The sequence below is a fragment of the Thermobifida fusca YX genome (assembly GCF_000012405.1).
Classification (GTDB): domain Bacteria; phylum Actinomycetota; class Actinomycetes; order Streptosporangiales; family Streptosporangiaceae; genus Thermobifida; species Thermobifida fusca.
The window spans coordinates 1030443-1042193 of the sequence record NC_007333.1 but is presented as its reverse complement, the minus strand read 5'-3'; the positions used below and the strand labels follow the sequence as shown (position 1 = coordinate 1042193).

Below are 11751 nucleotides of genomic sequence, written 5' to 3'. Positions count from 1 at the left end.
AGGAGCGCATAAACCCCAAACCTCCTTACCTCCGCCTGCTGAGCGGCTCGTTGACCGCACGTGGCCGGGCACACCGGCTTCGCCTACCGGTCGCACGCGCCGTGCCTTCTCCACCCCCGCGGCGGAAAGGCGCGGCGCTCGCGGGCTGGACCGTTCGGACCCCACGCGAACGGCCCGGAACCCATGGCACCCCCGCGTCCGGGAGGCAAGCGCCGCGTGCCTACCGCCAACGGCGCCGCTCACCTCCAGTGGCGAGGCGGGAGTCCGGGTCCACGTCCATGCATGCCCCCGCATGCGGCGCGGCCCGGCCCTGCACAGAACCGAAGAGGACGTGCAATGGCTGTGATTACCCCCCGCCGGGAGCGCTCTTCCCTGCTCTCCCGGGCACTGCGCTTCACCGCCGCGGCTGCCACAGCGCTTGTGACCGCGGTCAGCCTGGCCGCCCCCGCTCATGCCGCCAACCCCTACGAGCGCGGCCCCAACCCGACCGACGCCCTGCTCGAAGCCCGCAGCGGCCCCTTCTCCGTGAGTGAAGAACGGGCCTCCCGCTTCGGTGCTGACGGTTTCGGCGGCGGCACCATCTACTACCCGCGGGAGAACAACACCTACGGTGCCGTGGCGATCTCCCCCGGCTACACCGGCACCCAGGCCTCTGTCGCCTGGCTGGGCGAGCGCATCGCCTCCCACGGCTTCGTCGTCATCACCATCGACACCAACACCACCCTCGACCAGCCGGACAGCCGGGCCCGCCAGCTCAACGCCGCGCTGGACTACATGATCAACGACGCCTCGTCCGCGGTGCGCAGCCGGATCGACAGCAGCCGACTGGCGGTCATGGGCCACTCCATGGGCGGCGGCGGCACCCTGCGTCTGGCCTCCCAGCGTCCCGACCTGAAGGCCGCCATCCCGCTCACCCCGTGGCACCTCAACAAGAACTGGAGCAGTGTGCGGGTTCCCACCCTCATCATCGGTGCTGACCTGGACACCATCGCTCCGGTCCTCACCCACGCCCGGCCCTTCTACAACAGCCTCCCGACCTCGATCAGCAAGGCCTACCTGGAGCTGGACGGCGCAACCCACTTCGCCCCGAACATCCCCAACAAGATCATCGGCAAGTACAGCGTCGCCTGGCTCAAGCGGTTCGTCGACAACGACACCCGCTACACCCAGTTCCTCTGCCCCGGACCGCGCGACGGACTCTTCGGCGAGGTCGAAGAGTACCGCTCCACCTGCCCCTTCTAGGCGGTAGGGTCCCGCAGCGAGTCAGCAAGATCTCCTTCCCGGTGGCGGCCACTGCAGTGGCCGCCACCGGCCGTTTCTGCGCCTCCCCTGGCGCGGAGAGGCGCCTGCATCCCCGGTTCCGCGAAAGCCGGCACCTACGAAGAAGGCGTTCCCAGAGCTGGGAACGCCTTCGGTGCCGCCGACGATGTCCGCCAGACCACCGCCGGGCCATGGAGGCGCCGCCGCCCTCCCGTCAGCGCGCCTCCTGTCTAGTCATTTCCGTGCCGCTGCGTCCGATGCGGTGTCCTGCTCCTCAACCGGGACAGCGGCATACGGGTGGTGCAGGTCGAAGGCGGGCCGCTCAGAGCGGATCCGCGGCAGCGAGACGAAGTTGTGCCGCGGCGGCGGGCAGGAGGTCGCCCACTCCAGCGAGCAGCCGTAGCCCCACGGGTCGTCCACGGTCACCTTCGGCGCCTTCTTCGCGGTCACCCAGACGTTCCAGAAGAAGATCAGCGTGGAGATGCCCAAGACGAACGAGGACACCGACGAGATCTGGTTGAGCAGGGTGAACCCGTCCGACGGCAGGTAGTCGGCGTAGCGGCGCGGCATGCCTTCCGCACCCAGCCAGTGCTGGACGAGGAAGGTGCCGTGGAAGCTGAAGAACAGCGTCCAGAAGTGCCACTTGGCCAGCGTCTCGTTGAGCATCTTGCCGGTGAGCTTCGGCCACCAGAAGTAGAAGCCCGCGAACATCGCGAACACCACAGTGCCGAACAGCGTGTAGTGGAAGTGGGCGATCACGAAGTACGAGTCGGTCACGTGGAAGTCCATGGGCGGCGACGCGAGCATGATGCCGGTCAGCCCGCCGAAGAGGAAGGTGACCATGAAGCCGATGGAGAACAGCATCGGCGACTCGAAGGTGAGCTGGCCGCCCCACATGGTGCCGATCCAGTTGAAGAACTTCACGCCGGTCGGCACCGCGATGAGGAAGGTCATGAAGGAGAAGAACGGCAGCAGCACCGCGCCGGTGGGGAACATGTGGTGCGCCCACACGGTTCCCGACAGCCCGGCGATCGCGATGGTGGCGCCGATCAGGCTCTTGTAGCCGAAGATCGGCTTGCGGCTGAACACCGGGAGGATCTCGGTGACGATGCCGAAGAACGGCAAGGCCAAGATGTAGACCTCCGGGTGGCCGAAGAACCACAGCAGGTGCTGGTAGAGGATCGGCCCGCCATGCTCGGGGTCGAACACGTGGGTGCCGACGATCCGGTCGGCGAGCAGGGCGATGAAGGCACCGGTGAGCACGGGGAAGGTGAGCAGGATCAGCACACCGGTCAGCGCCGCGTTCCACGTGAAGATCGGCATGCGGAACATGGTCATGCCGGGGGCGCGCATGCACACGACCGTGGTGATGAAGTTGACCGCACCCAGGATCGAGGACAGGCCGGTCAGCGCCAGGCCGAGGATCCACAAGTCGCCGCCGATGCCGGGGGACCGCACCGCATCCGAGAGCGGCACGTAGGCGAACCAGCCGAAGCTCGCCGCACCGCCGGGCGTGATGAACCCGGCGATCGTGATCAGCCCGCCGAACAGGTACAGGTAGTACCCGAGCTGGTTGAGGCGGGGGAAAGCCACGTCAGGCGCGCCGATCTGCAGCGGCACGAGCGCGTTCGCAAAACCCGCGAACAGCGGGGTCGCGAACAGGAACAGCATGATCGTGCCGTGCATGGTGAACAACTGGTTGTAGGTCTCGTTGTTCATCAGCTGCATGCCCGGGTACATCAACTCGGCTCGGATCAGCAGCGCCATGACTCCGGCGAGCAGGAAGAACGCGAACGAGGTGATCAGGTACATGTTCCCGATCACCTTGTGGTCAGTCGTCGTGATCACGCTGATGATCTTTGAGCCGGGCCGGGCCCGGACCGACGGCTTCGGTGCCGTCGCAACCTGTGTGGCCACGATTCATCTCCCCTTCGGGTCGCCCGCCTCGTCCCGGGGTGCCCGGCAGGGCTCTGCCGGGACGCGCCACGCTCCAGACAGGCAATGACAGACAAAGAATTAACGCACAAATACTTTGCGTCCTAATTACTTGTAGGATGCTACACAGGGTCTAGGGAGGCCCTCAGTGGGGGTGAGGATTGTGAACAGCAGCGATTCCAGCCTCGGCGATCCGCTCGCCCTGGAGAACCAGGTCTGTTTTGCGCTGACCATCGCGGCGCGCAACGTGGTCGCGCTCTACCGTCCGGTGCTGGCCCCCCTGGGCCTGACCCATCCGCAGTACCTGGTGATGCTCGCGCTGTGGCAGTACGCCCCCGTGTCGGTCAAGGAGCTGGCCACCCTGCTGGAACTGGACTCCGCAACCCTCTCCCCGCTGCTCAAACGCCTGGAAGCAGCGGGGCTGGTGCGCCGGGAGCGCAACCCGGACGACGAACGGCGGCTCATGGTGACACTCACGCCCGCCGGCCGCGAGATGCAGGAGAAGGCCCGGGACATCCCGGAGCGGATGATGCGCCTGCTGGGCATGGACCCGGAAGAACTCCGCCACCTCAACGCCGTGCTCTCCCGCCTCAATGCGGCCGCCACGAGCGCCGATCTGACTGACGCCGAGTCTTAAGCCCGCCATCCCCTCTCCCCGGTCTCTTCCTTTCGGCCCACCCGGTGTCTGCGCTGTCCACCCCCGGGATAACATCCACGCTATCAATTAGTGCACTAACGATTTGGTCACTAAGTCCTTAGTTGGCTGGGTCCTTCGCCCTGCCGGGTAGGGGCCCAATGGGAGGCGAGAACATGGCACACCGACGTCCCAACACCGTCACCGCCCCCACACCGATCCCCAAAGGGGTGGTCTTCGGCATCTTCCTCGCGGTCCCCAGCCTCATGTACGGCTGGGTGTACTTCGGCCACCTGTGGTGGGCCGTCGCCGCCGGCCTCGTCCTGGTCCTCGGCTTCGGCCTGACCCTGCTCCCCCGCCACCTGCCGCGGTTCAGCCGCGGCCAGCAGAAAGTAGAGCTGTACGGCGGGCCGCTCGACGGGGAGCACATCGACCTGTCCGCCCTCTCGGTGGAGCGGCTCAGCGAAGGGATCACCCTGCCGGTCCGCGGCGGCGGCCGCTGCCGGTACGCCCTGGACCGCTCCGGCGTCCTTCGCCACGTCGGCGACGGCTGACCGCATCCGAGGCCACGGCAGGGACCGCGCCCCTGCCCCGCCTAAGCACCAGCGTCTGCTCCTCTGCTACCGTGCGCAGACAGGTACGCCCCAGCCGAAGACACAGAAAAGCACCGGAAGCAGCGGTGACACGAATCGGTGGGTGCGAGAAAAGAACGTTTTGCGGGCATCCCGCCGGAAAAGACGGGTAGGCCGGGCGGGACTTGAACCCGCGACCCAGGGATTATGAGTCCCCTGCTCTGACCAGCTGAGCTACCGGCCCGCGCGAGACACCGGGCCCGGGGAAGGCGGGCTCCGCACATCCAACCGATGACAGATCGGCCAGGATGTCCGCGATTCTATCAGGGAGTGCCTTGCGCTGCGGGCAGGAAAAAACCGACTTGCCGCCCCGGCCGCGTCCGACGCTCTGCTCAAGCACCGGTCCTCGACGGCCCGTCCCCTCCGGTCCGACGGGTCTCCCCACGGTCTCCCCTACGGGGGACAGCACCCGCCCTAGCGCCCCGCAGGACACACCCCGACAGCCCGGATTCACCTGGGACAACGCTGCTCCCCGCCTGTCCCTTCCCCTGGATGGCCCACCCCCTTGTCGCTCCAGCGAAGGCGCTCGGCGGTATTCCCGCCTCTTTCCCGGACTCCCCCGCCGATACGGAACGATCAGGTGCGGAAAGCAGGCAGTATGGAAGTGTGAGCCTCATCGATCATCTCCCTGACGGCACCGCTGATCCCGACACCCTGTTCGACGCCTTCGCGTCCTGGGCTGAGGAACGGGGGCTCACCCTCTATCCCCACCAGGAGGAAGCCCTCATCGAAGTGGTGTCGGGATCCAATGTGATCCTCAACACTCCCACCGGTTCCGGGAAGAGCCTGGTGGCCACCGGAGCGATCTTCGCTGCCCTGGCCCGCGACGAATGCAGCTTCTACACCGCCCCCATCAAAGCCCTGGTCTCGGAGAAGTTCTTCGACCTGTGCGAAATCTTCGGCACCGAGAACGTCGGCATGATGACCGGCGACGCCAGCGTCAACTCTGATGCGCCGATCGTGTGCTGCACCGCTGAAGTGCTCGCCAACATCGCCCTGCGCGACGGCGCCGACGCCGACATCGGCACGGTCATCATGGACGAGTTCCACTTCTACGCCGACCCCGACCGGGGGTGGGCCTGGCAGGTGCCGCTGCTGGAACTGCCGCAGGCCCAGTTCCTGCTCATGTCGGCGACCCTGGGGGACGTCAGCCGGTTCGAAGAAGACTTGACCCGCCGCACCGGACGCGACACGACCGTCGTCGCCTCCGCGGAACGGCCGGTGCCGCTGTACTACTCGTACCGGACCACACCGCTGCACGAAACGCTGGAAGAACTGCTGGAATCCCAGCAGGCGCCCGTCTACATCGTGCACTTCACGCAGGCCGCGGCGGTGGAGCGCGCCCAGTCGCTGACGAGCATCAACATGTGCTCCAAAGCGGAGAAGGCCGCCATCGCCAAGGAGATCGGCAACTTCCGGTTCACCACCCGGTTCGGCCGCAACCTGTCCCGCTACGTCCGGCACGGAATCGGCGTGCACCACGCGGGCATGCTGCCCAAGTACCGCAGGCTGGTGGAGCGGCTCGCCCAGCGGGGCCTGCTCAAAGTCATCTGCGGCACCGACACGCTGGGCGTGGGCGTCAACGTGCCGATCCGTACCGTCCTGTTCACCGCACTGTCCAAGTACGACGGTTCCCGGGTCCGCCGGCTCACCGCCCGCGAATTCCACCAGATCGCGGGCCGCGCGGGCCGCGCCGGATTCGACACGGTCGGCAACGTGGTGGTGCAGGCCCCCGAACACGTGGTGGAGAACGAGCGTGCCCTCGCTAAGGCGGGCAACGACCCGAAGAAGCGGCGCAAGGTGGTCCGCAAGAAGCCGCCGGAAGGGTTCGTCGGCTGGGACGAGGCCGTCTTCGAGAAGCTCATCAACGCCCAGCCCGAGCCGCTCGTCTCCCAGTTCAAGGTCTCGCACGCGATGCTGCTCAGCGTGATCGCGCGCCCCGGCGACTGCTTCGCGGCCATGCGCCGTCTGCTCACCGACAACCACGACGACCCCAAGAAGCAACGCCGCCACATCCGCGAAGCGATCGCGATCTACCGGTCCCTGTTGGACGCGGGGATCGTAGAACGGCTGGAAGAGCCGGACGAGGAGGGCCGCACCGCGCGGCTCACCGTCGACCTGCAGCCCGACTTCGCGCTCAACCAGCCGCTGTCCCCGTTCGCGCTGGCCGCGTTCGAACTGCTGGACCGGGATTCGCCCCACTACGCGCTGGACGTGGTGAGCGTAGTCGAGTCCACCCTCGACGACCCCCGGCAGATCCTCGCCGCCCAGCTCAACAAGGCGCGCAGCGAGGAGCTGCAGCGGCTGAAGGCCGAAGGGCTCGACTACGAGGAGCGGATGGCGCGGCTGGAGGAGGTCACCTACCCCAAGCCGCTCGAGGACCTGCTGGAGCACGCCTACGAGACCTATCGGCGCGGCCACCCGTGGGTGGGCGACCATCCGCTGCAGGTCAAGTCGGTGGTGCGCGACATGTACGAGCGCGCGATGACCTTCACCGACTACATCGGCTACTACGAGCTGGCCCGTTCGGAAGGCCTGGTCCTGCGCTACCTCGCCAGCGCGTACAAGGCGCTGACGCAGACCGTCCCCGAGGACATCAAGACAGAAGAGCTGCGGGACCTGATCGAATGGCTGGGCGAAATGGTGCGCCAGGTCGACTCCAGCCTGCTGGACGAGTGGGAGCAGCTCACCAATCCGAGCCAGGAGCAGGACACGGACGCCCCCGTGGAGACCAAGCCCAAGCCGGTCACCGCCAACCAGCGCGCCTTCCGCGTGCTGGTGCGCAACGAGATGTTCCGCCGGGTGGAGCTGGCAGCGCTCCGCCGCTACGCGGAGCTGGGCGAACTGGACGGCGAAGACGGCTGGGACGCCGAGGCGTGGGAAGAGGCGATGGAGGCCTACTACGCCGAGCACGAGACGTTGGGGACCGGTCCGGACGCGCGCGGCCCGCACCTGCTGCTCATCACCGAGCACGAGGACCACTGGGAGGTCCGGCAGATCTTCGACGACCCGGAAGGCCACCACGACTGGGGGATCACCGCGCACGTGGACTTGACCGCGTCCGACGAGGAAGGACGCGCAGTGGTGCACGTGGTCGCAGTGGACCGCAAGGACTCCTTCTAAGACCGCGGCAGCGCCCACCGGGCACGGCCGTGCCCGGTCATGCGCGGCGGAGCAGGTGGGCGTTGACCTGCCGCACCAGCGGCGCGAGTTCGGGGACTTCGACGACTTCCCGGCCCGCGGCGCGCAACAGTTCGGCGCCGCGGCAGTCCACGAACAGTTCGGGCTCCCGCCAGGCGAACACGATGCGGGGGATCGGCGTGTCCAGGATGAGGCTGGTGCACGACCGGGGCCGGGAGGCCCGGGTGCTGCACGGTTCCAGCGAACTGTAGAGGGTGGCTGCGGCGAGGCGCGGATCCTCGGCGGCGACCGCGCGCAGCGCCACTTCTTCGGCGTGGTCGTGGGGGTCGTCCCGGCGGGAGTAGCCGTCGGCGAGGACGGTGCCGTCGGCGGCGACGATCAGCGCGCCGACGGAGAACGCGGTGGACGACGGCGGGCAGGAGCGGGACAGGTCGACAGCGGTGCGCAGCAGGCGCAGATCACGTTCGGTGGGTGTGGTCACTGCTCCTCCCGCAGGACGTAGTGGAGGACCGCCATTCCGGCCACGTTCCGGGCAGAAACCAGCCGCATGGGCTGGCCGGGGCGGTGCGGGAATACGGCGGGGTGGACGAACCGGGGTGCGCGGGCGTCGCCGACGAAGAAGGGGGCGATGGCCAGCCGCAGTTCGTCGGCGAGGTTGCGGGTGAGGAAGGCGGTGTGGACGGCTCCGCCGCCTTCCACGAGGAGTCGGCGCACGCCGCGGCGGGCCAGGTCGGCAAGGACGCGGTCGAGGTCGGGGGCTCCGGCGGCCACGACCTCCACGCCCGCGGTTCCGGCGAACCGGTGGCGGGCGGCTTCTGCTGCGTGGTCGGCAACGTAGAGCAGGCAGCCGGCGTCGCCGGTGGTGAAGACCCGCGCCGCGGGGTCCAGGTCCCCGCTGGTGCTCAGCACGACTTTGCGCAGGTGGGCGGGGTGTCCTGCGGCGAGGCGGCGCTGCTGCCGTTCAGGGGAGCGCACGAGCAGCCGCGGATTGTCGGCGCGGATCGTGCCGGCGCCGACGAGAATCGCGTCGCAGGAGGCGCGGAGTTCATCGACTTCATCGAAGTCGGCTTCGGTGGAGAGCCGCAGCCGCTCAGGGGAGGCGTCGTCGATATAGCCGTCCACCGACATGGCGCAACTGAGGATGACCCGGGGGCGTTCGCCTGCCATGCCGCCCAGGCTAGCGGGGACGGTGCGCAATGCGGCACAGGCCGCGGGTGCGCCCCCGTCTGCTGCGGGCCGCGGGGTCCCGTGCCGTCACCGTGGACTGGGCGGATAACGGCCCGGGACCGGCAGCCTGGATCACCTGTCCGGGGTGAGGAGCCACTCACCCCACGCCACAAACTGACCGGACGGTATGTTACTGGTGGTTTTTCGTTGCCGGTACATCAGGAGTGCCCATGACCGACGTGTACATCCTCGACGCGGTACGTACCCCCTTCGGACGGTACGGTGGCGCACTGTCCGGGATCCGCCCCGACGACCTGGCCGCGCACGTCCTGCGCGCGCTCGCGGAACGCTCCCCCGGGCTGGACCCCGCCGCGGTCGACGACGTCTTCTTCGGCGACGCGAACGGGGCTGGGGAGGACAACCGCAACGTGGCCCGCATGGCCGCGCTGCTCGCGGGCTGGCCCACCTCGGTGCCGGGCGTGACCTTGAACCGGTTGTGCGGTTCCGGCATGGAATCCGTGATCGCCGCCAACCGCGCGATCGCCGTGGGCGACGCCTCCCTGGCGGTGGCCGGGGGTGTGGAGTCGATGAGCCGGGCACCCTGGGTGCTCCCCAAACCCGCTCAGGGCTTCCCCACCGGCCACGAAACCCTGTACTCCACCACGCTGGGGTGGCGGATGGTCAACCCGGCCATGCCGGAGCAGTGGACCGTCTCCCTGGGAGAGAGCACCGAGCAGGTCGCCGCCACGTACGGCATCAGCCGCGCCGAACAGGACGCTTTCGCGCTCCGCAGTCACGAGCGCGCAGCCCGCGCCTGGGCGGAAGGAGTGTTCGACGCGGAGATCACCCAAATCCCCGGCGCGGAACTGGAACGGGACGAGAGCATCCGGGAGACGTCCGCGGAGAAACTGGCCGCGCTCAAACCCGCGTTCCGCCCCGACGGCACGATCACCGCGGGCAACGCCTCCCCGCTCAACGACGGGGCGGCCGCGCTCCTCATCGGGGACGCGGCAGCAGCTGAACGGGTCGGCCGCGAGCCGCTGGCCCGGATTGTCAGCCGCGGGGTCGCCGCAGTCGACCCCGACGTCTTCGGAATCGGCCCGGTCCAGGCAGCCGAGATCGCGCTGCGCCGCGCCGGGATCGGCTGGGACGACCTGTCGGTGGTGGAACTCAACGAAGCGTTCGCCGCCCAGTCCCTGGCCTGCCTGAAACTCTGGCCGGACCTGGACCCGGAGATCGTCAACCCCAACGGCGGCGCCATCGCCATCGGCCACCCCCTGGGCGCGTCCGGTGCCCGGATCGTCGGCACGCTCGCCCACGAACTGCACCGCCGCGGCGGCGGGTGGGGGCTGGCCGCGATCTGCATCGGCGTGGGCCAGGGCCTCGCCGTAGTGCTGCACCGCTAAGCGCCACCGGGCACGTTCGGCACGGGCGCGCCGCACTCTCCGGAATGCTGCCCCGGGCATGTCCCCTCCGCGCTCCTCGTGGGTAGCGGCGGAGCGAGCAGGGCGGCGCCGTGCCAGCGCACGGGCCGAGACCGCCCGCGCCCCGGGGCCTCCCGGGGATGTGTGCCGTAGGCGGAGCAGTCTCCGCACTGTTTCCGCCCCAGCCAGGAGGAGAGCGCCCATGAGAGTGTGCGTGAGCGGAGCGGCACCAGCCAACCACCCCAGGCCTGCACTGTGACCGGCATCACGGGCATGACCGCTCCGTGGGGGTAGTCGTCGTGGTGGCGCGGCTTGCGCCCGGTGCCCCGCGGCCCGCCGTTCGTCGTCCACGGCGGACCCGACCCGCGCCCGCGGGGCACCGCAGGCCGATCATGTCCCACTTCCCGGTCTTCGTGGCGCGCGGCGGCCCGCATGCCCGTCGACCGGGACGGGCCCGGCCGCTCCGCACAGCAGCGGGCCTCCCCGCAGCCTGGTCTCCCCGCCCGCCTGCCGGATCCGAGACAGCAGTCCGCTTTCCCACTGTCGGGGTTGTGCACGGTGGCCTGCCCGGGTATCCCCCAAGGGTTGGAAGAGCGGGGAAGGCCACAGGTTTCCCATGCCCGGCCAGTCCCTTCCCGCTGCGGCAACCGCCATATTCGACCCTGCGGGACCTTCCGGCTCGCTCACCAGGAACACCCGTTCCGCACAGAAAGGTCAAGGCTATGAGTGTTGATGTGCACTACACCGTGGACGGTCCCGAAGACGGGCCCGTCGTCGTGCTCAGCGGTTCGCTGGGCAGCCGCCTCGACATGTGGGATCCGCAGATGGCGGGACTCACCGGACAGTTCCGCGTCGTCCGCTACGACCTCCGCGGCCACGGCTCCTCCCCGGTTCCCCCCGCGCCCTACACCATGGCGGACCTCGGCTCTGACGTGCTGCGGCTCCTCGACCGGCTGAAAGTGGAGCGCGCCCACTTCGCGGGCCTGTCCATCGGCGGGATGACCGGCATGTGGCTGGCCGCGAACGCCCCGGAACGGATCGACCGCCTGGCCCTGCTGTGCACGTCGGCGACACCCCCCGGCACGCCGGAAGCGTGGGAGGAGCGCATCCGGACAGTGCGCACTCAAGGCACGGCCGCGATCGCGCCGACCGTGGTATCCCGCTGGTTCACCCCCGCCTATGCGGAACGCGACCCTGAGACGGTGTCCCTGTTCATCGACATGATCGCGAACACCCCCGACGAGGGGTACGTGGGCTGCTGCAACGCCATCCAGACCATGGACCTGCTTCCGGGGCTGCCTTCGATCACCGCGCCCACCCTGGTCGTGGCGGGCAAACTGGATCCCACCTCCCCGCCGGAGCACGCCGAGCTCATCGCGTCGCGCATCCCCAACGCCCGCATGGAGGTCATCCCGGACGCCGCCCACCTGGCGTCGTGGGAGCAGGCGACCTTCGTCAACGAACTGCTCCTCGACCACTTCGGCCGGTCGTCCGCTGCTGCCTGAAGCACGGGGTGCACACCGCGGGGCCCGAAGCGGCGCGTGCCGCTCGGGCCCCG

The 11751-nt window shown here is 68.9% G+C and carries 9 protein-coding genes and 1 tRNA gene; 6 read left to right on the top strand and 4 right to left on the bottom strand.

Annotated features, from left to right (window positions below; genetic code table 11):
- Window positions 1-336 precede the first annotated feature (336 nt).
- On the top strand, window positions 337-1242 hold the full coding sequence (locus TFU_RS04400; protein WP_016188393.1) for a cutinase/poly(ethylene terephthalate) hydrolase: 906 nt from the start codon (window positions 337-339) through the stop codon (window positions 1240-1242).
- A gap of 252 nt (window positions 1243-1494) precedes the next feature.
- Here TFU_RS04400 and ctaD read toward each other — a convergent pair whose 3' ends face one another.
- Window positions 1495-3117, bottom strand: a complete 1623-nt coding sequence (ctaD, locus tag TFU_RS04395; RefSeq protein WP_370492649.1) for an aa3-type cytochrome oxidase subunit I — start codon at window positions 3115-3117, stop codon at window positions 1495-1497.
- Window positions 3118-3358: 241 nt separating this feature from the next.
- Between ctaD and TFU_RS04390 the strand changes: the two genes are divergently transcribed.
- Together TFU_RS04390 and TFU_RS04385 are read left to right on the top strand one after the other, a co-directional pair.
- Window positions 3359-3832, top strand: coding sequence for a MarR family winged helix-turn-helix transcriptional regulator (locus TFU_RS04390; RefSeq protein WP_016188390.1), 474 nt, complete (start codon window positions 3359-3361; stop codon window positions 3830-3832).
- A gap of 173 nt (window positions 3833-4005) precedes the next feature.
- A complete protein-coding gene (locus tag TFU_RS04385; RefSeq protein ID WP_011291326.1) occupies window positions 4006-4383 on the top strand; it encodes a hypothetical protein in 378 nt (125 codons plus the stop codon).
- A 188-nt stretch (window positions 4384-4571) separates the two neighbouring features.
- Here the strand turns inward: TFU_RS04385 and TFU_RS04380 are convergent.
- A tRNA-Ile gene (locus TFU_RS04380) sits at window positions 4572-4645 on the bottom strand.
- Window positions 4646-5067: 422 nt separating this feature from the next.
- Between TFU_RS04380 and TFU_RS04375 the strand changes: the two genes are divergently transcribed.
- Window positions 5068-7584: a DEAD/DEAH box helicase gene (locus TFU_RS04375; RefSeq protein WP_011291325.1), complete on the top strand. Its 2517-nt coding sequence runs from the start codon at window positions 5068-5070 to the stop codon at window positions 7582-7584.
- A gap of 37 nt (window positions 7585-7621) precedes the next feature.
- Here the strand turns inward: TFU_RS04375 and TFU_RS04370 are convergent, their stop codons facing one another.
- Both TFU_RS04370 and TFU_RS04365 read right to left on the bottom strand, forming a co-directional pair.
- Window positions 7622-8083: a dCMP deaminase gene (locus TFU_RS04370; protein ID WP_011291324.1), complete on the bottom strand. Its 462-nt coding sequence runs from the start codon at window positions 8081-8083 to the stop codon at window positions 7622-7624.
- Window positions 8080-8769 carry a RibD family protein gene (locus tag TFU_RS04365; RefSeq protein WP_041428210.1) on the bottom strand — a complete coding sequence of 230 codons (690 nt, stop codon included), beginning with the start codon at window positions 8767-8769 and terminating at the stop codon, window positions 8080-8082. Before TFU_RS04365 ends, TFU_RS04370 begins: the two co-directional genes overlap by 4 nt.
- Before the next feature lie 230 nt (window positions 8770-8999).
- Between TFU_RS04365 and TFU_RS04360 the strand changes: the two genes are divergently transcribed.
- Window positions 9000-10175, top strand: coding sequence for a thiolase family protein (locus tag TFU_RS04360; RefSeq protein WP_011291322.1), 1176 nt, complete (start codon window positions 9000-9002; stop codon window positions 10173-10175).
- Window positions 10176-10915: 740 nt separating this feature from the next.
- Window positions 10916-11698 (top strand): 3-oxoadipate enol-lactonase, encoded by a 783-nt coding sequence (gene pcaD / locus TFU_RS04355; RefSeq protein WP_011291321.1) that lies wholly within the window; start codon window positions 10916-10918, stop codon window positions 11696-11698.
- Window positions 11699-11751: the final 53 nt, after the last annotated feature.

Excerpts from the sequence above, each read along its gene's own strand:
- TFU_RS04400 (WP_016188393.1), top strand. The coding sequence starts at position 337 with ATGGCTGTGATTACCCCCCGCCGGGAGCGCTCTTCCCTGCTCTCCCGG.
- TFU_RS04385 (WP_011291326.1), top strand. The coding sequence starts at position 4,006 with ATGGCACACCGACGTCCCAACACCGTCACCGCCCCCACACCGATCCCC.
- TFU_RS04365 (WP_041428210.1), bottom strand. The coding sequence starts at position 8,769 with ATGGCAGGCGAACGCCCCCGGGTCATCCTCAGTTGCGCCATGTCGGTG.
- TFU_RS04360 (WP_011291322.1), top strand. The coding sequence starts at position 9,000 with ATGACCGACGTGTACATCCTCGACGCGGTACGTACCCCCTTCGGACGG.
- pcaD (WP_011291321.1), top strand. The coding sequence starts at position 10,916 with ATGAGTGTTGATGTGCACTACACCGTGGACGGTCCCGAAGACGGGCCC.